The 22,780-nt window shown below is 74.4% G+C and carries 23 protein-coding genes; 11 read left to right on the forward strand and 12 right to left on the reverse strand.

Annotation, left to right across the window (positions count from 1 at the left end; genetic code table 11):
* Nucleotides 1-41 precede the first annotated feature (41 nt).
* The 4 genes from OOK41_RS05690 (at nt 42) to OOK41_RS05705 (ending at nt 2,878) form a co-directional block, all read left to right on the forward strand.
* On the forward strand, nt 42-767 hold the full coding sequence (locus OOK41_RS05690; protein ID WP_266263205.1) for a helix-turn-helix domain-containing protein: 726 nt from the start codon (nt 42-44) through the stop codon (nt 765-767).
* Nucleotides 764-1,594 (forward strand): hypothetical protein, encoded by an 831-nt coding sequence (locus OOK41_RS05695; protein ID WP_266263206.1) that lies wholly within the window; start codon nt 764-766, stop codon nt 1,592-1,594. Before OOK41_RS05690 ends, OOK41_RS05695 begins: the two co-directional genes overlap by 4 nt.
* Before the next feature lie 82 nt (nt 1,595-1,676).
* Entirely contained in the window at nt 1,677-1,994 is a 318-nt protein-coding gene (locus OOK41_RS05700) for a DUF2516 family protein (RefSeq protein ID WP_117664919.1), read from the forward strand.
* Nucleotides 1,991-2,878: an alpha/beta fold hydrolase gene (locus tag OOK41_RS05705; protein WP_266263207.1), complete on the forward strand. Its 888-nt coding sequence runs from the start codon at nt 1,991-1,993 to the stop codon at nt 2,876-2,878. The genes OOK41_RS05700 and OOK41_RS05705 overlap by 4 nt, the downstream gene beginning before the upstream one ends.
* 142 nt (nt 2,879-3,020) lie before the next feature.
* On the opposite strand, the gene OOK41_RS05710 is transcribed toward OOK41_RS05705, so the two are convergent.
* Entirely contained in the window at nt 3,021-3,716 is a 696-nt protein-coding gene (locus OOK41_RS05710) for a nucleotidyltransferase domain-containing protein (RefSeq protein ID WP_266267736.1), read from the reverse strand.
* Between the two features lie 77 nt (nt 3,717-3,793).
* Here OOK41_RS05710 and OOK41_RS05715 point away from each other — a divergent pair, with 77 nt between their 5' ends.
* Entirely contained in the window at nt 3,794-4,711 is a 918-nt protein-coding gene (locus OOK41_RS05715) for an SDR family oxidoreductase (RefSeq protein ID WP_117664921.1), read from the forward strand.
* A 30-nt stretch (nt 4,712-4,741) separates the two neighbouring features.
* Here the strand turns inward: OOK41_RS05715 and OOK41_RS05720 are convergent, their stop codons facing one another.
* Complete coding sequence (locus tag OOK41_RS05720) at nt 4,742-5,731, reverse strand: YafY family protein (RefSeq protein WP_266263208.1); 990 nt, start codon at nt 5,729-5,731, stop codon at nt 4,742-4,744.
* 64 nt (nt 5,732-5,795) lie between these two features.
* Here OOK41_RS05720 and OOK41_RS05725 point away from each other — a divergent pair, with 64 nt between their 5' ends.
* Entirely contained in the window at nt 5,796-6,662 is an 867-nt protein-coding gene (locus tag OOK41_RS05725) for an EI24 domain-containing protein (RefSeq protein WP_266263209.1), read from the forward strand.
* Nucleotides 6,663-6,763: 101 nt separating this feature from the next.
* On the forward strand, nt 6,764-7,312 hold the full coding sequence (locus OOK41_RS05730; RefSeq protein ID WP_266263210.1) for a hypothetical protein: 549 nt from the start codon (nt 6,764-6,766) through the stop codon (nt 7,310-7,312).
* Nucleotides 7,313-7,346: 34 nt separating this feature from the next.
* On the opposite strand, the gene OOK41_RS05735 is transcribed toward OOK41_RS05730, so the two are convergent.
* The 7 genes from OOK41_RS05735 to OOK41_RS05765 all read right to left on the reverse strand — a co-directional run bounded on the left by OOK41_RS05735 (nt 7,347) and on the right by OOK41_RS05765 (nt 14,774).
* Nucleotides 7,347-7,763: a RidA family protein gene (locus tag OOK41_RS05735; protein WP_266263211.1), complete on the reverse strand. Its 417-nt coding sequence runs from the start codon at nt 7,761-7,763 to the stop codon at nt 7,347-7,349.
* A 129-nt stretch (nt 7,764-7,892) separates the two neighbouring features.
* Nucleotides 7,893-8,900, reverse strand: a complete 1,008-nt coding sequence (locus OOK41_RS05740) for a LacI family DNA-binding transcriptional regulator (RefSeq protein WP_117664925.1) — start codon at nt 8,898-8,900, stop codon at nt 7,893-7,895.
* Nucleotides 8,901-8,919: 19 nt separating this feature from the next.
* Nucleotides 8,920-10,314 (reverse strand): GH1 family beta-glucosidase, encoded by a 1,395-nt coding sequence (locus OOK41_RS05745; RefSeq protein ID WP_266263212.1) that lies wholly within the window; start codon nt 10,312-10,314, stop codon nt 8,920-8,922.
* A gap of 182 nt (nt 10,315-10,496) precedes the next feature.
* Nucleotides 10,497-11,330 (reverse strand): carbohydrate ABC transporter permease, encoded by an 834-nt coding sequence (locus OOK41_RS05750; RefSeq protein ID WP_266263213.1) that lies wholly within the window; start codon nt 11,328-11,330, stop codon nt 10,497-10,499.
* Nucleotides 11,327-12,343 carry a carbohydrate ABC transporter permease gene (locus tag OOK41_RS05755; protein WP_266263214.1) on the reverse strand — a complete coding sequence of 339 codons (1,017 nt, stop codon included), beginning with the start codon at nt 12,341-12,343 and terminating at the stop codon, nt 11,327-11,329. Before OOK41_RS05755 ends, OOK41_RS05750 begins: the two co-directional genes overlap by 4 nt.
* Before the next feature lie 67 nt (nt 12,344-12,410).
* Complete coding sequence (locus OOK41_RS05760) at nt 12,411-13,715, reverse strand: extracellular solute-binding protein (RefSeq protein ID WP_266263215.1); 1,305 nt, start codon at nt 13,713-13,715, stop codon at nt 12,411-12,413.
* Between the two features lie 300 nt (nt 13,716-14,015).
* A complete protein-coding gene (locus OOK41_RS05765; RefSeq protein ID WP_117664930.1) occupies nt 14,016-14,774 on the reverse strand; it encodes a maleylpyruvate isomerase family mycothiol-dependent enzyme in 759 nt (252 codons plus the stop codon).
* Between the two features lie 68 nt (nt 14,775-14,842).
* On the opposite strand from OOK41_RS05765, the gene OOK41_RS05770 reads away from it, so the two are divergent.
* Complete coding sequence (locus tag OOK41_RS05770; RefSeq protein ID WP_117664931.1) at nt 14,843-15,934, forward strand: UDP-N-acetylmuramate dehydrogenase; 1,092 nt, start codon at nt 14,843-14,845, stop codon at nt 15,932-15,934.
* Between the two features lie 132 nt (nt 15,935-16,066).
* Here the strand turns inward: OOK41_RS05770 and OOK41_RS05775 are convergent, their stop codons facing one another.
* Together OOK41_RS05775 and OOK41_RS05780 are read right to left on the reverse strand one after the other, a co-directional pair.
* Nucleotides 16,067-16,846 (reverse strand): class I SAM-dependent methyltransferase, encoded by a 780-nt coding sequence (locus OOK41_RS05775; RefSeq protein ID WP_266263216.1) that lies wholly within the window; start codon nt 16,844-16,846, stop codon nt 16,067-16,069.
* A gap of 42 nt (nt 16,847-16,888) precedes the next feature.
* A complete protein-coding gene (locus tag OOK41_RS05780; protein ID WP_266263217.1) occupies nt 16,889-17,656 on the reverse strand; it encodes an SDR family NAD(P)-dependent oxidoreductase in 768 nt (255 codons plus the stop codon).
* Between the two features lie 116 nt (nt 17,657-17,772).
* Between OOK41_RS05780 and mshA the strand changes: the two genes are divergently transcribed.
* The 3 genes from mshA to OOK41_RS05795 all read left to right on the forward strand — a co-directional run bounded on the left by mshA (nt 17,773) and on the right by OOK41_RS05795 (nt 21,031).
* Entirely contained in the window at nt 17,773-19,212 is a 1,440-nt protein-coding gene (mshA, locus tag OOK41_RS05785; RefSeq protein WP_266267737.1) for a D-inositol-3-phosphate glycosyltransferase, read from the forward strand.
* A gap of 96 nt (nt 19,213-19,308) precedes the next feature.
* On the forward strand, nt 19,309-19,845 hold the full coding sequence (locus OOK41_RS05790) for a YbjN domain-containing protein (RefSeq protein ID WP_266263218.1): 537 nt from the start codon (nt 19,309-19,311) through the stop codon (nt 19,843-19,845).
* A 121-nt stretch (nt 19,846-19,966) separates the two neighbouring features.
* Nucleotides 19,967-21,031 (forward strand): hypothetical protein, encoded by a 1,065-nt coding sequence (locus OOK41_RS05795; RefSeq protein WP_266263219.1) that lies wholly within the window; start codon nt 19,967-19,969, stop codon nt 21,029-21,031.
* 411 nt (nt 21,032-21,442) lie between these two features.
* Here OOK41_RS05795 and OOK41_RS05800 read toward each other — a convergent pair whose 3' ends face one another.
* Nucleotides 21,443-22,756 carry an MFS transporter gene (locus OOK41_RS05800; RefSeq protein WP_266263220.1) on the reverse strand — a complete coding sequence of 438 codons (1,314 nt, stop codon included), beginning with the start codon at nt 22,754-22,756 and terminating at the stop codon, nt 21,443-21,445.
* Nucleotides 22,757-22,780: the final 24 nt, after the last annotated feature.

The following is a 22,780-nucleotide window of genomic DNA, read 5'->3' on the forward strand; positions in this document are numbered from 1 at the left end:
TTTTGCTTGCAGGAGCTAGCGGAGCCGGTTAGCGTGGGGCCATGGCCAGCCCCAAGGACCTACCCGACGTCGGCGGGTTCATCCGTGACCTGCGCCGCAACGCCAAGATCTCGTTGCGGCAGCTCGCCGAGCAGGCGGGCGTGAGCAACCCGTACCTCAGCCAGATCGAGCGGGGCCTGCGCAGGCCCAGCGCGGAGGTGCTCCAGCAGCTCGCCAGCGCGTTGCGGGTCTCCACCCCCGCGATGTACCTGCGGGCCGGCCTGCTCGACGACAGGGAGGGGCAGGGTGTGCTCGCCGCCATCGCGGTCGATCCCGACCTGACCATGGCGCAGAAGCAGTCCCTCACCCAGATCTACGAGACGTTCCGCCGGGAGAACGCCCGGCTCGCCGAGGCGACGGCCGCCGCCGACGCCGCAGCGTCGGGCGCCGCCGCCGAGCCCACGGCCCCCGCCTCCGGCGCTGCCGGCGCCCCGGGCGGCGAACCCACCGGCTCCCCGGCCGGGATGACGGTGCCGGCCGCGTCGGCACCGGCCGGCGCGCCGCAGGCCCCCGCCACGGTGACCCCGGCCGCGACCGGGCCCACCACGCCGGGCGGCACTCCGACCGAGGCGGTCCTGGAGTCGGTCGCCGTCACCGAGGCGGGCCCGGCGCCCGCCCCGCCCAGCAGCAGCCCCACGAGGAAGGCCGCCCAGCAGGCGGCCGAGAAGACCGCCGCAGCGGTCGACGAGGACAGGACCGCCGCCGCGGTCGAGGAGGAGAAGTCATGACCCAGCCGAAGACCAACCGCATCCCGGCCCCGCTCTACGCCGCCGCCGGCGCCGGCGACCTGGCGCTCGAACAACTGCGCAAGCTGCCGGCCGTCGTCACCGAACTGGGCGGCAAGGTCGTCGCCGACCTCGGCGGCAAGGCCGTCGTGACCGGCTTCGAGCTGCGCCAGAAGGCCACCGAGACGCTGCGCAGCGCCAACCAGACCGCCGCCGACCTGCGGGACAAGGGCGTCCAGGCCGAGCTGAACCGGCTGCGTGAGGCCGCCGACGTCAACCGGCTGCGCGAGGCCGCCGACCTGAACCGGCTGCGTGAGGCCGCCGATCTCGACCGGATCCGCGAGCTGGCCACCCGCAACGCCGCCGTCGTCGTCGCCGGTGCGCAGGCCGCCCAGGTGCGGGCCCTGGCCGCGTACGCCGAACTGGTCGCCCGGGGCGAGCGGGTGGTCGGCGCCGGGGTGCTGGAGGCCGCCGACACGGTCGACGCCGACATCGAGGCGACCGAGGCGGAGCTGACCGCGACCCCGGCGGCCACCCCGACGCCCGCCCCGGCGGGCACCGAGGCCCCGGCGGAGGCGCGGACCGAGGCCCCGGCGGAGGCGCGGACCGAGGCCCCGACCCCGGCGGAGGCGCGGACCGAGGTCCCGACCCCGGCCGACGTGGCCGAGGTCGTGCAGGCCAAGTCGGCCGCCGCGAAGACCCCGCGGACCCGGGCCACCAGGGCGACCGCGGCCAAGGCGACCGGCAAGACGGCCCAGCAGACCAGCACCGACACCCCGTCGGCCAAGCTGCCGAAGGCCACCCGGCGCCCCCGCCCGGCCGCCGAGTAGCCCACCCCGCCCGCACCGTGCGGCACGACCCCGGATGCGTCCTGACGGACGGATCCGGGGTCGTCGGCATAAGCTTGCCGGCATGGCCAACGCCGCGCCGATCTTCGCCTTCCAGGTCCAGTACTGGATCACCATGCTGCTGCTGGTGTTCGCCCTCGTCATCGAGGGGGTGGCACTGGTGCACGCGATCACCCAGCGCGGCGAGGGCTTCGCCGCGATCGGCACCCTGCCCAAGGGCGGGTGGATCGCCATCCTCGCGGTCTGCCTGGTGCTCACCCTGCTGACCAACAACGTGCTCAACATCTTCGGCCTGATCGGCGTCGCCGCCGCCCTGATCTACCTGCTCGACGTCCGGGCCGGGCTGCGCGACCTGCACGACGGCCGGGGATCGTCCTGGTGAGAGGGTTCCGCTGGCCACCGCCGCCGGACGGCGGGCCACGGACCTGGGGCCCGGGCCCCGGCGCCCCGCGCACCGGCCGGCCCGCCCTGCCCGAGCCGGAGACCGACCTGGTCACCACCCCGCACGGGGTCCGGCTCGAACAGTTGGTCACCGGCGTCGGCGACCCGGTCACCGTGTTCGCGCACGGGCTGGGCAACGGCATCGCCACCACCCGCCCGTTCGGCAGCGGCGTCACCGGTCGGAAGGTCTTCTTCCAGTTCCGCGGGCACGGCCGCTCCGACGCGCCGCCCGGCCCGTGGAGCTACCTGGACCTCGCCCGCGACCTGCGGGCCGTCGCCGACCTCGGCGGGGCCACCCGGGCGTTCGGGGCCAGCCTCGGCGCGGGCGCGCTCTGCCGGCTGGTCGCCGAGAGCCCGGAGCGCTTCGAGCGGCTGGTCTTCTTCCTCCCGGCGGCGCTCGACCGGCCCCGGGGTCCGGTGGCCCAGGACCGGATCACCGACCTGCTCGACGCGGTGGAGAGCGGCGACGCCTCGGCAGTCGCCGACGCGGTCGTGGTGGAGCTGCCGCCGGCCGTGCGCAACACCCCGGCCGGGTGGGCGTACCTGCGACAGCGGTTGGACCAGCTCCTGCGCGACGGCCTCGCGGCGGGTCTGGCCGCGCTGCCCGACCAGGTTCCGCTCGACGACCGGGCGGAGCTGGCGGCGGTGGACGCCCCCGCCCTGGTGCTCGCCTGCGCGGGCGACGACCTGCACCCGGTCGAGGTCGCCGAGCAGCTCGCCGCCGCCCTGCCCCGGGCCACTCTGCACGTGTACGACCGCCCCGGCGTGCTCTGGTCGGAACGCGCCGACCTGCGGGAGCGGATCTCGACCTTCCTCAACGGGTAGTACGGGTCCGGCTGGCGGACTGAGCGCGACCGGAACGAGCAGCCGCGGGTGCGGACGATCATGGCGCTGGGCTGGTGACTCGTCATCGACCGTGGCGACCGATCCGGCCCGCCGGGCCCGTCGGGGCGGCCGGGGGCGGCGGTCAGCGGCCGGACAGCTCCGGCGGCAGGTGGGCGGCCCGCACGTCGAGCAGCCAGCGCTCGACCACGGCCTCGTCCGGCCGGTCGGGCAGCGGGGTGCGGGTGGTGTCGAAGTCCCGCTCCGTCGCGGCCAGCAGGGCCCGCGCCTCGTCCAGCTCGCCGCCGGCAACCCGCTCGCCGAACGCCCGGAACCACTCCGGGTCGGCCAGCCGGATCTCCAGGACGCCGGTGGCGTGCAGCAGCCGGCCCTGGTGCAGCAGCCGGGCCAGGTGCCGGGCGTGCTTGGCCGTCCGCCGCCGGGTGTCGGCCGAGAACGTCCCGTCGCTCCGTGAGGCCAGCTTGCGGAACTGCTGGGTGGCGTACCCCAGGTAGGCGTCGCGGACCCGGGGCGCGCTCAGGAACGCCGAGCGGATGGCGACCAGCCGGTCGCCCAGCTCCGTGCGCGTCTCGTAGTAGTCGTCCGGCAGCCACATCAGCTCGGTGGCGGTCGGGTTGCCGGTCAGCGCCAGCCGGGCGTACTTGCCGGCCTCGTGCAGGGTGACGTCCGGGTCGGTGGTGACCATCGACTCGCGGGGTGGGCGCAGCCCGTGGAAGGCGACCGTCGGCGCGGCGTACACCCCGATCCGGTCGACGTCGGATCCGGGCCCGGCCAGCCCGTACGCGACCGAGCCGACGATGCCGGAGAGCAGCAGGTGCATGCCGCCGAGCATGCCGCAGGACACCCGTTCGCGAAACCGGACTTCGGCTGTCAGGTATCGCTGTCAGGGTCGAGCGCATGACGACGAAACCCCTGTCAGGGAAGATCGCGCTCGTCGCCGGGGCGACGCGGGGCGCCGGCCGGCAGATCGCGGTGCAGCTCGGCGCCGCCGGGGCCACGGTGTACGCCACCGGCCGCAGCAGCCGCGCTGGGCGCTCGGAGCTGGACCGGCCGGAGACCATCGAGGAGACCGCGGAGCTGGTCACCGCGGCCGGCGGCACCGGCATCGCCGTCCGGGTCGACCATCTCGTCCCGGACCAGGTCCGCGACCTGGTGGCCCGGATCGACGCCGAGCAGGGCCGGCTCGACGTGCTGGTCAACGACATCTGGGGCGCCGACCACCTGGTCACCTGGGAGAAGCCGGTCTGGGAGCAGCCGCTGGAGCCCGGCTTCCGCACCCTGCGGCTGGCGGTCGACACCCACATCGTCACCAGTCACTTCGCCCTACCGCTGCTGATCCGCCGCCCCGGCGGACTGGTGGTGGAGATCGGCGACGGGACCCGGGAGTACAACGACGCCCACTACCGGCTGTCGGTCTTCTACGACCTGGCCAAGACCTGCGTCAACCGGCTCGCCTTCACCCAGGCGCACGAGCTGGGGCCGCACGACTGCACGGCGGTCGCGCTCACCCCCGGTTGGATCCGGTCCGAGTTCATGCTGGAGCACTTCGGAGTGACCGAGGAGAACTGGCGCGACGGCGCGGCGAAGGACCCGCACTTCCTCATCTCGGAGACCCCGGCGTACGTCGGGCGGGCGGTGGCCGCGCTGGCCGCCGACTCCGGGCGGGCCCGCTGGAACGGGAAGTCCGTGTCCAGCGGCGAGCTGGCCCGGGTGTACGGCTTCACCGACCTCGACGGCAGCCAACCGGACGGCTTCCGCTACATCAGCGAGGTGGTGGACGGCGGCAAGCCGGGCGACGTCGCCGACTACCGCTGACCGTCCCGACCCTCCCGCCGGTCGCCCCGGTCACTGCGCCCCGCCGCCCGGCCCGCCGTACAGCGCGGCGAGCCGGGCGGCGGCCCCGGCCACCCGCTCCCGCAGCTCGGGCGGGTCGAGCACCTCCACCTCCGGCCCGAGCCGCAGCAGCAGCTCGTACGCCACCTCGACGGACTCGACGGGCAGCCGGGTGACCACCCAGCCCCGCCCGTCGGGCTCGCCGGCGGCGCGGGTCGCCTCGGCGTACCCGAAGGGGGCCTCCGGGGCCCGGCGGAGTGCGCGCAGGCCGGCGGGGCTGAGCCGGACGCCGACCTCGGCCCGCTGCATGCTCCGCAGGAACGCCTCGGCCTGGTCCTGCCAGTGGCCACCCAGGTCGAAGCCCTGGTCCCGGTCGAACGGCTCCTCGCCCGCCAGCACGTCGACCACCCGGTCCACCCGGTACGTCCGGGTGGCGTCGCCGACCCGGGCGACCAGGTACCAGACCCCGCTCTTGAGCACCAGCCCGTACGGCTCCACCCGTCGGACGACCTCCCGCTCGCCGCGCCGGTAGCGCAGCTCGACGACCCGGTCCCGCCAGACGGCCCGGGCCAGCTCGGCCAGCCACGGCGGCGGCGTCGCGTCCCGGAACCAGCCGGGCACGTCGAGGTGGAACCGCTGCCCGATGCGGGCCGGCGCGTCGCGCAGCGCGGGCGGCAGCGCGGCCAGCACCTTCAGCTCGGCGGACGCGACCGCGTCGGCCAGCCCCAGGTCCCCGGCCGGCCCGGGCAGCCCGGCCAGGAAGAGCGCCTCCGCCTCGTCCCGGGTCAGCCCGGTCAACCGGGTCCGGTACCCGCCGAGCAGCCGGTAGCCGCCGGCCCGCCCCCGGTTGGCGTAGACCGGCACCCCGGCGGCGGAGAGCGCCAGCACGTCCCGGTACACGGTCCGCTCGGAGACCTCCAGCTCCCGGGCCAGCTCGGCGGCCGTCATCGTCCCCCGGGACTGGAGCAACAGCACCAACGAGATCAACCGCGAGGCCCGCACCCACCCATTGTGTCGGGACGGGACGGCGGGCCGAGCGGGCCGGTCGCCGTTAGGCTCAGCGGTCGTGAACGTACCCAGCAGCATCACCGCGCCGGTGACCGGCGCCGTCGGTCGGTTCTTCTCCGGGGTCGGACTGCTCCTGCGCGGTATCGGCCTCTACGTCCGCAGCCCCGGCCTGATGCTGCTCGGCATCGTCCCGGCGCTGCTCTCCGGGGCGCTGTTCGTGGGAGCGTTCGCCACCCTGGTCTACTTCGTGGACGACCTGGCGGCGCTGGTCACGCCGTTCGCCGACGACTGGTCGACCACCGCCCGCAACCTGGTCCGGGTGATCGCCGGCCTGGCCTTCCTCGGGCTCGGCGGGCTGCTCGGGGTGCTCACCTTCACCGCGGTCACCCTGGTCATCGGCGACCCGTTCTACGAGAAGATCTCCGAGCGGGTGGAGGAGCGGTACGGGGGGACGCCCGGCGCGGTGGAGGTGCCGTTCTGGGGATCGCTGCGTCGCAGCGTCGTGGACTCGCTGCGACTGGTCGCGATCTCCGTGCTGGTCGGCATCCCGCTCTTCGCGGCCGGGTTCATCCCGGTGGTCGGCCAGACCGTCGTGCCGGTGATCGGGGCGGCGGTCGGCGGCTGGTTCCTCGCCCTGGAGCTGACCGGGGCGCCGTTCTACCGGCGCGGCATGCGGCTGCCGGACCGCCGGGCCCTGCTGAAGGCCGACCGGCCCACCGCACTCGGCTTCGGGGTGGCCGTCTTCGTCTGCTTCCTGATCCCGCTCGGCGCGGTGCTGATCATGCCGGCTGCGGTGGCGGGCGCCACCCTGCTCGCCCGCCGCTCCCTCGGCCAGAGCGTGGCGGAGCCGCGCCGGCCCGGCGGGCTGTCCGACCCGTTCGACCAGCCCGCCGGCGCGCCGCCCCGGCCCGTAGGGGAGCGCTGACATGGAGATCTAGTCGCCGCGTCTCCGGGCAGGGAGGGCCCGGAGAACGTACCCTGACCGGTAAAGCCGCAAAAGGGACGAAAGCGTCAGGGGTGCGTCGCGTGGAAGCTGACCGGCTCCGGCTCGCGGTCGTGGTGACCACGGCCTGCATGACGGTGCTCGGGGTCGCGGGCCTGGCCCCGGGCGCGGCCAGGCGCGAGGCGGGCACCGCCCGGCCCCCGTCGGGCGGGCCGCCCGCGTCGCCCCTGACCGGCCCCCGCACCACGGTCCTGCTGAACTCCGGCGACGCGCCGTCCGACGCGGCCGGGCGCGGCCCCGCCGGCCGCGACTCCGCCTGCGTGGCCGAGCTGGGCGGCGGGCCGTACCCCGACGAGGACGTCTGGGTGTTCAGCCTGCCGACCAGCGCCGCCCTCGCCCGGTTCGTCGCGGTGACGCCCCGGTTCGCCGCACCGGGCCAGGGACGGGTCGCCCCGGCCGTACCCGCCGAGGGCGGCGCGATCGGCGCCGACCACGGGGTCAGCGTGGCCTGGCTCCGCCTCCCGGCCGGCTGGACGCTGGTCGGCGGGACGGCGACGATCGCCGGGGACGCCGACCGCTACCTGCTCGCCGGGGTCTGCGCGGCGCGCGGGTCGTCAGGGCAGCTCGCGTAGGCCGGCCCCGCGCCGGGCCGGGCGCCGAGGACCGTCACCGGGTCCGGTCCCGGACGGCGGCGACCGCCTCCACCTCGACGAGCTGGTCGGAATAGCCGAGCACGGCCACCCCGAGCAGGGTGCTCGGCGGGTCGTGATCGCCGAACGCGTCCCGGACCACCTCCCACGCGGCCACCAGGTCGGCCTGCCGGGGCGACGCGACGTACACCGTGGTCTTGACGACGTCGGCGAGCCGGGCCCCGGCGGCGGCGAGCGCGGCCTCCAGGTTGGCCATCACCTGCCGGGCCTGCGCCGCCGGGTCGCCGGGCGCGACCGTGCGCCCCTCGGCGTCCAGGGGGCAGGCCCCGGCGGTGAAGACCAGCCGGGCCGGCGGGTCGACGGTAGCCGCGTACGCGTACTCGGCGACGTCCGACAGTTCGGGTACGCGCACCAGCGCCACGTGATCGCTCATCCGCGCGACGCTAGTGCCCCGCCCGCCGGGCCGCCAGGCCATTACCGCCCGACCGCGTCCCGCCGGCGCGGCCGAGGGGCGAGCGGGCAGCCGCGCCACTGCCTGGGCGCGGCGCCCCTGCTCCGTCCCTCAGCCGGAGGCGCGGACGACCAGCTCGGTGGGGAGGACGAGGGCCGGCTCGACGTCCTCGCCGGCCGTGATCCGCAGCAGCTGGCGGGTCGCCTCCCGGCCCAGCTCCAGTATCGGCTGCCGCACCGTGGTCAGCGGCGGGTCGGTGTACGCGGCGGTCTCGATGTCGTCGAACCCGATCATCGCGACGTCGGCGGGCACCCGCCGCCCCGCCTCGCGGAGCGTCCGCATGGCGGCGTGCGCCATCAGGTCCGACGCGGCGAAGACCGCGTCCAGGTCGGGGTGGGCGTCCAGGAGCTGGCGCATCGCCGCCGCCCCCGACTCGCGGGTGAAGTCGCCGAACGCCACCAGTTCGGGCAGGCCGGCTGCGGCGACCGCCTTCCGGTACCCGGTGAGCCGCTCCACCCCGGCGAACATGTCCTGCGGCCCGGCGATGGTGGCGATCCGCCGCCGCCCCGAGTCGAGCAGGTGCCGCACCGCCCGGGTCACCCCGCCGACGTGGTCGACGTCGACGTACGGCACCCCGACGTCGCCGAGCAGCCGGCCGCTGCACACCACCGGGATGCCGAGCTGGGCCAGCTTCGCCGGCAGCGGGTCGGCGCCGTGCAGCGAGGCGAAGACCACTCCGTCGACGTGCCGTCCGGTGGTGTACCGCTCCACCCGGGCGTGCCCGGCCGGCGAGCCCGCCAGCATCAGCACGAGCTGTTTGTCGGCCGCCTCCAGCTCCTGCGCGACCCCCCGGATGATGCTCGGGAACACCTGGTCGTCGGAGAACACCCTGGTCGCCTCCTCGGGCAGGACCAGGGCGACCGAGTCGGTCCGCTGGGTGACCAGGCTGCGGGCGGCCAGATTCGGCACGTACCCCAGCTCGGCCACGGCGCGGCGGACCGCCTCCTGGATCGGCTCGGCGACGGTCGTGGAACCGTTCACCACCCGCGAGACAGTCGCCCGGGACACGCCGGCCCGCCGGGCCACCGCCTCCAGGGTCGGCCGCTGGGCCGTCGTCATCCCCGTACTCACCGCCTCGTCACAGCCCGTTCCGGGAGATCACCTCCTGGTACCACCGGGCGCTGGCCTTCGGTGTGCGCCGCTGGGTCAGGTAGTCGACGTGGACGATCCCGAACCGCTTGCGGTACCCCTCGGCCCACTCGAAGTTGTCCAACAACGACCATACGAGATAGCCGCGCAGGTCCACTCCCCGGCCGATGGCCTCGTGCGCGGCCCGCAGGTGCCCGTCGAGGTAGGCGATCCGGTCGGCGTCGGCCACCCGGGCGGCCCCGGCCGGCCCAGCCGCGCCCGGCGTCTCCTCGGTGGTCCGGTCCGGGAACGCCCCGCCGTTCTCGGTGATCATCAGCGGCAGGCCCGGGTAGTCGGCGGCGAGCCGCTCCAGCAGCCGGGTCAGCCCGGCCGGCTCGATCGCCCAGCCCATGTCGCTCAGCGGCCCGGTCGGCGGCAGGAACTCCACCGCCCCCTCGGTGCCCGGGTACGCCCCGCCTCCGCTGCCGTCCGGCCGGCCCGCCACGTAGGTCGGCGCGTAGTAGTTGATCCCGAGCAGGTCGGTCGGGACGGCGATCAGCTTCTCGTCCCCGTCCCGGATGAACGTCGGCTCGACCATCCGGGAGACGTGCTCCAGCACGTCGGCCGGGTACCCGGCGCCGGTCAGCGGGTCCAGGAAGATCCGGTTCTGCAACCCGTCGACCAGTCGGACCGCGGCGGCGTCCGCCGCGCTGTCCGGGTCGGCCGGCTGCACGTCGACCGGGTTCAGGGTGATTCCGACGACCTCCGCGCCGGCCGCCCGCAGCGCCCGGTCCGCGAGGCCGTGCGCGAGCAGCAGGTGGTGTACGGCGGCGAAGGCCGCCCCCGGGTCCCGGACGCCGGGGGCGTGCACCCCGTTGCCGTAACCGAGGTAGGCCGAGCACCACGGCTCGTTGAGCGTGGTCCAGGTGCGGATCCGGTCGCCGAGCCGGCCGTACACCGCCGCCGCGTACGTGGCGAAGTGTTCGGCCGTCTCCCGGCTGGTCCAGCCGCCCCGGTCCTCAAGGGCCTGCGGCAGATCCCAGTGGTAGAGCGTGACGATCGGGTCGATGCCCTGGTCGAGCAGCGCGTCGGTCAGCCGGTCGTAGAAGTCCAGGCCGCGCGGGTTCACCGGGCCGGTGCCGTCGGGCTGGACGCGTGGCCAGGCGACCGAGAACCGGTACGCCCCCAGCCCCAGCTCCGCCATCAGGGCCACGTCGTCGGCGTACCGGTGGTAGTGGTCGCAGGCGACGTCGCCGGTGTGCCCGGCGAAGACCCTGCCCGGCGTACGGCTGAAGGTGTCCCAGATGGACGCGCCGCGACCGTCGTCGCGGGCCGCACCCTCGATCTGGTACGCCGCGGTGGCCGCGCCCCAGATGAAGTTCTCGGGGAATCGGAGCTCGCTCACGCTTCGACCTCTTTCGTTCGCGACTGCGGGGCTCGCAGGATCGGCTCACTCCTCGCGCTCACGCTTCGACCTCTTTCGTTCGCGACTGCGGGGCTCGCAGGATCGGCTCACTCCTCGCGCTCACGCTTCGACCTCTTTCGTTCGCGACTGCGGGGCTCGCAGGATCGGCTCACTCCTCGCCCTCACGCCTTGACCGCACCTTCCATGATCCCGCCGATGATCTGGCGGCCGAACAGGACGAAGACCAGCAACAGGGGCAGGGTCGCGATGGCCGTGCCGGTGAAGACCTGCGACATGTCCTGGTAGTACCCGTCGGACAGCGCCCGCAGCGAGAGCTGCACGGTCGGGTTCTCCGGGTCGTTGAGGACAGCGTAGGGCCAGAGGAAGTCGTTCCAGGTGGTCATGAACGTCAGCAGGCCGAGGACGGCGGCGGCCGGACGCAGCGCGGGCAGCACCACGTTCCAGTAGACCCGCGCGGTGCCGCAGCCGTCCATCCGGGCGGCCTCGATCAGCTCGGTGCTGACGGCCTGCCCGGCGTACTGGCGCATCATGAACACCCCGAACCCGGTTACCAGCGCCGGGACGATCACCGCCGGCAGCCGGTCGTTCCAGTTCAGCTTCGTCATCAGCAGGTACAGCGGGATCACCCCGAGCTGGGTGGGGACCATCATCGTCGCGATGATCACCATTAGCAGCGCGTTGCGGCCCCGGAACCGCAGCTTGGCGAAGGCGAACCCGGCCAGGGTGGAGAAGAAGACCACCGAGACGGTGACCGTGACGGCCACGATCGCCGAGTTGATCAGGCCGGTGAGGAAGTACGCGTCGGTGTTCGAGAAGAGCCGGGCGATGTTGGCACCGAGGTTGCCGCCGGGGGTGACCGGCGGCGGCACCTGGCCCATCGCGTCGCTGGACCGGCTCGCCACCACGAACATCCAGTAGATCGGGAAGATCGACAGAAGGGCGGAGGCGGCCAGCGCGGCGTAGGTGAGCCGGCTCGCGGACCAGAGGCGGTTCATCGGGAACGCTCCTTCCGGACCCGGCGGGCCCTCGCCGGCCGGTCGGTCCCGCCGAGCCGGCGCAGGACCACCACGTTGATCGCGGCGACGATCGCGATCAGGGCGAACAGCAGCCAGGCGACCGCCGAGCCGTAGCCGAAGTTGTAGTGCGGCGCGAAGGCGTTCTCGAACATGTACATGGTCATCGTCTGCGACTCGCGCAGGGGTCCGCCCCGGATCGGATTGGTGCCGGAGTGGAACAGCCGGGGCTCGGTGAAGAGCTGGAGGCCGCCGATGGTGGAGACGATCACCGCGAAGATGATCGTGGGCTTGAGCAGCGGCACGGTGATCGACCAGAACTGCCGGGTCCGGCTGGCCCCGTCGATCGCCGACGACTCGTACAGGTCCCGGGGGATGGCCTGCATGGCGGCCAGGAAGATCAGCGCGTTGTAGCCGGTCCACCGCCAGTCGACCATCGCGGAGATGGCCACCCAGGAGGCGAACCGGTTCGCCTTCCAGTCGATCGCGCCGACGCCGACCAGGTCGAGCAGCCAGTTGATCATGCCGAACTGCCGGCCGAACAGCACCCCGAAGACGATCGCCACGGCGGCGGTCGAGGTGACGTTCGGGACCAGCACCGCCATCCGCCAGGTGGTCCGGGCCCGGAGCCGCCGGTTGAGCAGGCTGGCCAGCCAGAGCGCGGCGAGCAGCTGCGGCACGGTGGAGATGACGAAGATGCCGAGGGTGTTGACCACCGAGTGCCAGAAGTCGGCGTCGGCCAGCAGCCGGGAGTAGTTCTCCGCCCCGACGAACGGGTGCTCGGCGCCGAGCAGGTCCCAGTCGTGCAGCGAGACCCAGAAGGTGTACGCCAGCGGGTACGCCCCGAACACGCCGAACAGCAGGAAGAACGGGGCGATGTAGAGGTAGGGGGAGTACTTCTCGTCGAGCCGGCTGAGCCGGAACGCCCTCCCTGGGCGGGCGGTGCGCCGGGCCGCCGGTGTCGCCGGCGGCCGGGCGTCGAGCTGGACGCTCATGGCCCGGTCACTCCTTTCCACGGCGCGGGCGGGGCCCCGGAGCCCCGCCCGCACGCCTGGGTAGGGCCTACTTGGCGGCGGCCTTCTTGGCGTTGTCCACCGCGTCGGTCCAGCCCTGTCCCGGGTTGCGCTGGCCGAGCTCGACCGTGCGGACGGCGTTCTCCACCTCGGTGCGCACGGCCTGGTTCTTCGGGCCCATGTAGACCGGCTTGAGGCTCTTGGCGCCGGCCGCGAAGATCTTGCCGACCGGGGCGTCGGAGAAGTACGCGCTCTTCGAGTCGGCCACCGCCGGGTCGTCCAGCGCCTGCGGGTTCGAGGGCAGCGGGCCCTTGGCCTTGAACGCCCCGATCTGGCCCTTGGCGCTGGTCAGGAACTTGGCCAGCTCGATCGCCTCGGCCTGGTGCTTGCTCTGCTTCGGCACGGCGAGGAACGACCCGCCCCAGTTGCCGCCGTTGCCGGGGACCTGGGCGATGTCCCACTTGCCCTTGGCGGCCGGCCCGGCGTTGCCCTCGATGACGCCGGTCATCCAGGCCGGGCAGGCGATGGTGGCGAACTTGGCCTGCTTGAACGCCGACACCCACTCCTCCGACCAGGAGCCGTACTTGCCGGACAGGCCCGAGTCGATGATGTCCATCGTGGTGTCCCAGGCCTGCTTGACGGCCGGGTTGCTGTCCACCACGAGGTTGTTGCCGGTGTCGTAGTAGTGGTAGCCCTGCGCGTTGCCGGCGGTCTGGAGCACGATCGTGTTGAAGATGTTGGTCGCCGCGTCGAGGAACGACGCCCCGGTGTTGGCGGCCTTGAACTTCTCGCCGGTGGCGACGTAGTCCTGCCAGGTGGGCCAGAGCTTGGACACCTCGTCCCGCCCGGTGGGCAGGCCGGCCTTGGCGAAGAGGTCCTTGCGGTAGCACATCGCCATGCCGCCGACGTCGGTGCCGAGACCGATGAGCTGCTTGCCGTCGGCGGTCAGCCCCTGGTTCCACTTCCAGTCCAGGAAGTTGCCCTTGAGATCGGCCGCGCCGTGGTCCAGCAGGTTGACGAAGTTCTGTGGGTTCGCCTTGTACTCGACCAGCAGGCCCTCCTCGATGGCGACCACGTCGCCGGCGCCCTTGCCGGCGGCGAGCCACTGGGTGAGCTTCGGCGAGTACTCGTCGAGGTTGCCGCCGGTGCCGCGCTCGACGATCTTCACGTCGGGGTGGGCGGCCATGTATTCCTGGTAGAGCTCCTCGTAGCCCATCTGGCCGAAGACGTCGACGGTCAGCGTGACCGGCCCGCCCTCGGCGGGCTCGTTCCCGCCGCAGCCGGCGGTGGTGAGCAGTGCGGTGGCCGCGACGAGGGCCATGGCCGCGAGGCGGCGGCGGGGGAAGACACCCATCTGTTCTCGGACCCCTCTCAGGTCGTGCGGGTGGTGGGACGGGTGGACCTGCCGGCAGGCGAGCCGCGAACCAGGGAACGGGGCGGCCTCGACCGGATATGAGAGAGCGCTCTCACAAGAGGGTGGTCTCTGTCGCACCGGATGTCAAGAGAGCGCTCTCAGCGCACCCCCGGCCCCACCCCGCCCGCGCCCACCCCGCCCCGCCCACCCGCCTCAAACACGGAAAGAGTGGCCTCCCGGGGCGGGAAGGCCACTCTTTCCGTGAAAGTGCGCGCCAGTAAAGGGGGGGGTGCCCGCGCGTCAGCCGGTGCGGAGGCCGTCGAGGAGTGCCCGGTCCCCGGCCACGCCGAGGGTGTCGAAGCTGACCCGGCCCATCAGGGCCAGCAGCAGGTCGCTGGCCGTCCCGGTGACCTCGGCCCGGGCGTGGTGCTCGTCGTGGTCGAGGATGGTGGCGGTGTCCAGCAGCGCGACGCCCCCGCCACGCAGCCGCAGGTACCAGTCCTGGCCGGCGTCGGACGCGGAGAGGTGCACGACCCCGTGCCACTGGCCGGTCGCCGTCCGCTTGCCGGCGGGCAGCCAGGTGTCCAGCACCTCGCTCACCCCATCGGCCGCGAGCTTGGCCTCGATCGGCTCGCCGGCGGCGATGGCGAGCTGGGCGTCCCACCGGTGCACCGCGGTCTCGTGGGCCATCCGGCGGGGCCAGAATCCCGCCTTCTTCGGCTGCGGTGCCCAGTTCCACGCGGGCGCCTCCGGGTCCAGCCCGTCGAAGGCCGTCATCAGCCGGTCGTACCCGTGCTGCCAGAACTGGAACGGCGTCATCCCGGCGGGCAGTTCGCCCGGCTCGGGGCGCTCCGGGCGGGCGGTGCCGCCGGAGGTGACGACGATGTGCACCCAGCGGTAGACGTCGCCGAGGTGCAGGGTCAGCTCGTTGATCGTCCAGCCCGGGCAGGAGAGCACGGGTGTCTCGGGAGGCGCTTCCGCGACGGCGGCGGCGAACGCGGGCCCCTCCGCCCGGAGCGCGCCGATCCAGAAGTCCTTCGTGCCGTGCAGTCTGCTCATCAGGATCCTCCCGGGCGACCGGGCCACCAGTGGGTGCCGCGGCTTCCCCTCAGCCTAGGGTGAAAGGCGTGTCAGACGTTAGTGCCCAGCCGGCCACCGAGACCCACGCCGCCGACCCGTCGTCGTTGGCGAGTTACACCACCCTGCGACTCGGTGGCGCGGCGGGGCGGGTCGAGACCGCTGCCAGCGCTGAGGAGATCGTACAAAAGGTGCAGCAGGCGCGCCTGCGGGACGATCAGGTGCTGATCCTCGCCGGGGGCAGCAACGTGGTGATCGGCGACGCCGGATTCCCCGGCACGGTCGTGCTGGTGCGCTCCCGGGGGCTGCGGGTCGTCGCCGAGGACGCCGACACCGTCACGGTACGAGTGGAGGCCGGCGAACCGTGGGACGACCTGGTCGCCGCGACCGTGGCCAACGGCTGGTCCGGGCTGGAGTGCCTGTCCGGCATCCCGGGGTCCGCCGGGGCCACCCCGATCCAGAACGTCGGCGCGTACGGCCAGGAGGTGGCCGAGACGATCACCGGCGTCCAGGTGTACGACCGCACCGACGACACCGTGGGCCGGGTCGAGGCGGCCGACTGCGGCTTCGCGTACCGGTCGAGCATCTTCAAGTACAGCGAGCGCTGGGTGGTGCTCTCGGTCGACTTCCGGCTCGCCCGGTCCCCGCTGTCCGGCCCGGTCCGCTACGCCGAACTGGCCCGGACGCTCGGCGTCGAGGTCGGCGACCGGGTGGCGCTGGCCGACGCGCGGGCGACCGTGCTGCGACTGCGGGCCGGCAAGGGCATGGTGCTCGACGCCGCTGACCCGGACACGTGGTCGGTGGGCTCGTTCTTCACCAACCCGGTGCTGGACCGGGAGGGCTACGAGCTGCTCCGCGAGCGCGCCGCCGACCTCGGTGAGCCGCCGCACTGGCCGGGGGCCGGCGGCACCGTCAAGGTCAGCGCGGCCTGGCTGATCGACCGCGCCGGCTTCGCCAAGGGCCACCCCGGCCCGGAGGGGGTGGCCATCTCCGGCAAGCACACCCTCGCCCTGACCAACCGCGCCGGCACCGCCAGCACGGCGGCCCTGATCGCCCTGGCCCGCGACATCCGCGACGGCGTCCACGCCCGCTTCACGGTGACCCTCCACCCCGAACCGGTCCTCATCAACTGCACCCTCTAACCCCACCCACCCACCCACCCACCCGCGATCATGGAGTCGTGGGGGTGCGCGAAGTTCGCAAAGCACCCCTTTCGCCCACCTCAAGTCCATGATCGACGGGTGGGGTGGGGCGTGGGGGCGTGGGGTGGGGTGTCAGGTGGGGGTGACGGTGGGCCAGGGGACGGTCAGTTCGCCGAGGCGCCAGCGGCGCGGGCGGTACTCGATCGGCCAGCCCGAGGCGCGGGTCGCCGCGATCGTGTGCAGCCAGCGCTGGCGGGGGCCGAAGGGGGCGTACGGGGCGGCGGCCCGCCAGGCGTCGTCCAGGTCGCGCAGCAGGGCGTGGATGCGTTCGCCCGGCACGTTGCGGTGGATCAGCGCCTTCGGCAGCCGCTCGGCCAGCTCGGCGGGGCTGCCCAGCGTGCTGAGCCTGGCGGCCAGGGTGAGCGTGCGGGGGCCGGCGGCGTCGACCAGCACCCAGCCGCCGAGCCGGCCCAGCTCGTCGCAGGTGCCCTCGACCAGCGCCCCGCCCGGGGCCAGCCGGTCGGTGACCGTCCGCCAGGCGTCGGCGATTTCCCCCTCGTCGTACTGCCGCAGCACGTTGAACGCCCGGACCAGGGCGGGCCGCAGCCCGGCCAGCTCGAACCCGCCCCGGGCGAAGGTGAGCCCCGGCGGGTCGGCGGCGGGTTGGGCGGCGGCGACGCGTACCGGATCGATCTCCAACCCGACCACCCGCACGTCGGCGCGGATCCCGGCGGCGAGCCGGGCGCGCAGCTCCACGGCGGTGACCGGGGTGGCGCCGTAGCCGAGGTCGACCACCAGCGGGTCCGGCGCCGCCCGGAGACGGTCGCCGCAGGTCTCGACGATCCAGTTGTCCACCCGGCGCAGCCGGTTGGGGTTCGTCGTGCCCCGGGTGACCACGCCCTGGGGTCGCATCAGCGCCGCCTCCGTCCGCGGGACCGGATCACTCCGGGTGGCTCACGGGTTCGCCCGGTGCACCTTGTGCTGGGCGGCCTGGGCCAGCGGGCGGACCACCAGCCGGTCGACGTTCACGTGCGGCGGGCGGGTCGCGCACCAGGCGATGCAGTCGGCGACGTCCTCGGCGACCAGCGGCTCGGCCACCCCCGCGTAGACCGCCGCCGCCTGCTCGGCGTCGCCGCCGAAGCGGACCAGCCCGAACTCGTCGGTCCGCACCATCCCCGGATCGATCTCGACGACCCGGACCGGCCGGCCGCACAGCTCCAGCCGCAGCGTGCCGGCGATCGCCGTCTGCGCGTGCTTCGCGGCGGCGTAGCCGCCGCCGCCCTCGTACACGACGAAGCCGGCGGTGGAGGAGACGACCACGATGGTGCCGGCGCCGGACGCCTCCAGCGCCGGCAGCAGCGCCTGGGTGACCCGCAGGGTGCCGAGCACGTTCACGTCGTACATCCACTGCCAGTCACCCACCGAGCCGGACTCCACCGGGTCCAGCCCGCGCGCGCCCCCGGCGTTGTTGACCAGCAGGGTGACCGGGCCGGGGGCCGCGGCGGCGGCCTCGGCCAGCCCGGCGACCGACTCCGCCGAGGTGACGTCGCACGCCACGGCGGTGGCCGCCCCGCCGGCCGCCTCGATCCCGGCGACCAGCTCGGCCAGCCGGTCGGTGCGCCGGGCGGCGGCGAGCACGTGGAACCCCTCGGTGGCCAGCCGGCGGGCGGTGGCCGCGCCGATCCCGCTGGACGCCCCGGTGACGATCGCGACGGAGGTCATCGGGCCATTCTCGCTCGGGCGGGCGGACCCCGTGTCGGCGGGCGGGCGCGCGGCGCCGATGAGGTCCGTCACGCCGGGGGGCCGCCGGGACGCATTTCCGATGCCCGATGGGGAAGATGACACGCGGCGCGCAGGTTGACCGAGAAGCGCCGGTCGTGCGGACGGCATCAACCGTGACAGAGGGAGCGGACGTGGCGGAGTTGCACACCGGTGTCGGTCGTCAGCGAGGTACCCGGCCGTGGTCCCGGCCCCGGCGGATCGCCACCGTGTCGGTGCACACCTCACCCCTGCACCAGCCCGGTACGGGCGACGCCGGCGGGATGAACGTGTACATCCTGGAGGTCGCCCGGCGGCTGGCCGAGGCCGGCGTCGAGGTGGAGATCTTCACCCGGGCCACCTCCGGCGACCTGCCGCCGGTGGTGGAGATGGCCCCCGGCGTGCACGTCCGGCACGTCACCGCCGGCCCCCTCGAAGGGCTGACCAAGGAGGAGCTGCCCGGCCAGCTCTGCGCGTTCACGGCCGGGGTGCTGCGGGCCGAGGCGGCCCGCCCGCCGGGCCACTACGACCTCATCCACTCCCACTACTGGCTCTCCGGGCAGGTCGGCTGGCTGGCCAAGGAGCGCTGGGGGGTGCCGCTGGTGCACACCGCGCACACCCTGGCCAAGGTGAAGAACGCCCAGCTCGCGGTGGGGGACCGGCCGGAGCCGAAGGCCCGGGTGATCGGCGAGGAGCAGGTGGTCGCCGAGGCGGACCGGCTGGTCGCCAACACCGAGGTCGAGGCCCGCGACCTGCTTCACCGGTACGCCGCCGACCCGGCCCGGGTCGCCGTGGTCGAGCCCGGCGTCGACCTGGACCGGTTCCGCCCCGCCGCCGGGGACCGGCGCGCCGCGACGCTCGCCGCCCGCCGTCGGCTGGGGCTGCCCGCCGAGGGGTACGTGGTGGCCTTCGTCGGTCGGATCCAGCCGTTGAAGGCCCCCGACGTGCTGATCCGTGCCGCCGCCGCGCTGCGTGAGCGCGACCCGCTGCTCGCCGACGAGCTGACCGTCGTGATCGTCGGCGGCCCCAGCGGCAGCGGGCTGGACCGGCCGACCGCGCTGATCGAACTGGCCGGCTCGCTCGGGATCGCCGACCGGGTGCGCTTCCTGCCGCCCTGCACGGGTGACGACCTGCCGGCCGTGTACCGGGCCGCCGACCTGGTCGCGGTGCCGTCGTACAACGAGTCGTTCGGGCTGGTCGCCCTGGAGGCCCAGGCGTGTGGCACGCCGGTGCTGGCCGCCGCCGTGGGCGGCCTGGTCACCGCCGTCCGGGACCAGGCCAGCGGGGTGCTGATCGACGGCCACGACCCGGTCGACTGGGCCCGTGCGCTGGCCCGCCTGCTGCCCGACCGGGTGCGCCGGGCCACCCTGGGCCGGGGCGCCGAGCGGCACGCCCGCGACTTCTCCTGGGACCGTACGGTCGCCCACCTGCTCAAGGTGTACGGCGAGACGATCGCCGAGCACCGCGGCCGGCTGGCCGCCCAGCTCGCCGGCGACCCCGCCCTCACCTGCTCCTGGTGAGGCCGGGGGCAGGGCGCCCCGGCCATGGTCCCCGGCGCCCCTCCCGCAGGCGGCGGCCGGCCGTGGGCCGGGCGGGGCGGCCGTAGAGTGGGGCGGATGAGCAGTGCGAAGAGCGAGGTCGCCGCCCTGATCGAGTCGGTGTGCGCCGAGCGGGAGCTGGCCGCCGAGTCCACCGGCGAGGCGTCGTACGCGGTCACCCTGCCCGGCACCCACAAGCTCAAGACGGTCTGCAACCTCGTCGTCGGCGAGCACGCGCTGCGGATCGAGGCGTTCGTGATGCGCCAGCCGGACGAGCGGCGCGAGGAGCTGTGGGCGTGGCTGTTGCAGCGCAACGCCCGGATGTACGGGGTGTCCTTCTCCATCGACGCGGCCGGCGACGTCTACCTGACCGGCCGGGTCAACCTCGGAGGGCTCGACGAGGCCGAGCTGGACCGGCTGCTCGGCGCGGTGCTGACCTACGCCGACGAGTCCTTCGACACGATGCTGGAGATCGGCTTCGGCGCCGCCATCCGGCGGGAGTGGGAGTGGCGGGTCAAGCGTGGCGAGTCGACCGCCAACCTGGCGGCGTTCGCGCACCTCTTCGAGCCGTCGTCGACGGCGCAGGTGCCGGCGGGAGGTTCGGAGCCGTCCTGACGGGTATGCCGCACCGCGCGGTGCGGCACTGGGACCGACCGTGCGCCGAGGACGGACTGTCGAGGAGCGTGAGCGTCGGATGGCTCAGCGGAACAGCTCAGGTCGCGGCGGGACTGCGACCATGACGAAACGGCAGGCAGGCAACCAGACCCCGGGCACCCCGGGGATCTCCGAGTCGGAGATCTCCCGGATGAGGGCCGACGACATCCGTGGCCAGTTGCGTCGCCGCGGCGTCTCCGGGATCTCCGCCCTGCGCAAGCCGGAACTGGTGAAGGCCCTGGCCCGGACGCTGCGCGCCGAGGGCCGCGGCGGCGCGGCGCGGGGCAGCGCCGGGCCGGCGGGCCGCGCCCGCGGCACGAAGGCCGTGGCCGGCGCGCGCAAGGCGACCGGGGGTACGCGCAAGGCGGCCCCGGCCAGGGCGAAGGCGGCTCCGGCGCGGGCGAAGGCCACGGGAGCCAGGGCGAAGGCGGCTCCGGCGCGGGCTAAGGCCACGGGGACCAGGGCGAAGGCGGCTCCGGCGCGGGCTAAGGCCACGGGGACCAGGGCGAAGGCGGCTCCGGCGCGGGCTAAGGCCACGGGAGCCAGGGCGAAGGCGGCTCCGGCGCGGGCCAGAGCGGCTCCCGCCCCGGCCCGGAAGGCGGCCCCGACGCGCGGGACGGCGGCGTCCGGCGCCCGGCGGGCGGCCCCCGCCGGTGCCCGGACGGCCGGCGCGAACCAGCGGCCGGCCGCCCCGGCGGCGGCCCGCCGGACGGGAACCAACCAGCGGCAGGCGCCGGCCCCGGCCGGCCGGGGCACCGCGAACCGGCCGCCGCAGGCCGCCCGGACCGGGCGTTCGACGTCCCGGTCGGCGCGGTCCTCGCAGCTCATCACGTCTCTCCAGGACCGGCCGGAGCGCCCCGGGCGCAGCCTGGTCACCACCGACCACGACGTGATCCAGCGCTGGGCGCGGGAGCGCGGCGCGCGGCCGGCCACGATCGCCGGGACCGAGCGGGAGGGCCGGGCGGGGGTGCTGACGTTCAACCTGCCGGGCTACCGGGAGAGCAGCCGGGTGCGCGAGATCACCTGGGACGAGTGGTTCCACACGTTCGATGTGCGCCGGCTGAACCTCATCTACCAGGAGCAGTTGCGCGACGGCCGGCAGAGCAACTTCTTCCGCACCGAGTCGCCCGATCGGGAGGACGCCTGAGGGTTTGCGGGAATGCCCGGCGGGTAGACCCTGTTGGCTCAAGGCGAGGCCGAGAGTGCGGGTCCCGGTTCCGGACGATGGTGCTGTGACCGGCGAGACAGCCGATCCGGGTTGAATCCGCAATCTGGGCGAACTAACTTTATTGCACCGCGCCACGCTCGGAAACGTTCGGGGGAGCGGCGGATCGATCAGATCCGTGCACGGGCGAGGCGCAGGGGAACGGATGGGTCACACCGTTGGGGGACGGTGCCATCCGTGGGAACCGGCGGCGCGAGCGGGCGACGCTTACGGGGGTGAGTGTCGCCCGCCGCCGCCGGGCACGATGCGAGCGCCCACCACGACCCAGGGTCGAGGTGGGCGCTTTGCGCGTTTCCGGCCCCGGCCACAGTCGGAGCACCGCCCACCGCCGGGTCAACCCGGGCCGCCGGCCCCGGCCCCGGCCCCAGCCGTGGTCCTGGCCAGGTGCTGTCCTTGCCCGTGCCGCAGGTCGGCGACGCGGCGTTCCCGGGGCGGGCCGGCCAGGAGGTGGCCCACGGCGGCCAGCAGACCCAGCGCGCCGACGATCAGCCAGTGCCGGTCGCCGAGGTACTGGAGGCTGAGTCCGCCCAGGGCCGGCGCGACGAACGACGCCGCAGGGAAGGTCAGGTAGAACACCGACTGGTAGCGGGCGCGCAGCTCGGGCGGGGCGAGGTCGGCGTTGATCTGCGCGTTCGGCGGGGCGGCGAGCATCGAGCCGACCGTCCAGACCACCGCGGCGGCCAGATACGCCGGCAGCGTCCCGGCGAAGGCCAGGGCGCCGAAGCCGAGGGCGAGCAGCGCGGTCGACATGGCGAGGACGACGTCCTTGCGGTGCCGGTCGATGAGCCGGGGCACGAAGAGCTGCCCGAGCACGATCAGGGCTCCGCCGAGCGCCACCACCGCCCCGTACGCCGACGGCGCCAGCCCGTCCGCGCGCATCGCCAGCGGCATGATCGTCGAGGTCTGCGTGGTGAGCACGGCCAGCACGAAGGTGAGCCCGACGAAGACCAGGAACGTCCGGTCGGTGAGCGCGGTGTGCAGCCCGGGCCGGCGCGGCCCCCGGGCGCCTCCCGTCCGGGCGGTCCGCTGTTCGCTCGCGAGCGGTGTGGACCGGGCGCGGGTGAGGGTCTCCGGGACCTTCCAGCCGATCACCACGGCGGCGGTCAGGGTGGCTGCCGCGTCGACCAGGAACAGCGCCAGGAAGCTCGCCTCGGCGAGCAGCCCGGCCAGCAGCGAGGCCACGGCCATACCCAGGTTGAACGCCCAGAACTGGAGGTTGAACGCGCGGGAGCGGCGGTGCTCCGGCACCACGTCGACGATCGCGGCGACGAAGGCCGGGCTGGGCATGGAGTGCGCCACCCCGACCAGGGCGGCCAGCGCGGCGATGGCGGCCAGGTGCCGGCTGAAGGCCAGCCCGACCATCAGCCCGGCGGTGGCCAGGTGAGCGGCGAGCAGGGTGGCCCGCCGTCCCCACCGGTCGGCCAGCACCCCGCCGAGCAGCACGCCGCCCGCCCCGCCGGCCCCGTACGCCCCGACCACCGTGCCGGCCAGGGCGGCGCTGGCCCCGCGCGCCTCCGTCAGGTAGAGCGGCAGGAAGAGCATGGCGAACGCGCCGGCCCGGTTGATCAGCAGGCCCGCCCAGAGGTACCAGAACGTGGCGGGGAGGCCGCCCGCGGTGTCGTGCCACCAGCGCCGCAGGGGTTGCACCCGACCTCCCGGTAAGGTTTGTTA

Source organism: Micromonospora sp. NBC_01655 (assembly GCF_026339755.1).
Taxonomy (GTDB): Bacteria; Actinomycetota; Actinomycetes; order Mycobacteriales; family Micromonosporaceae; genus Micromonospora.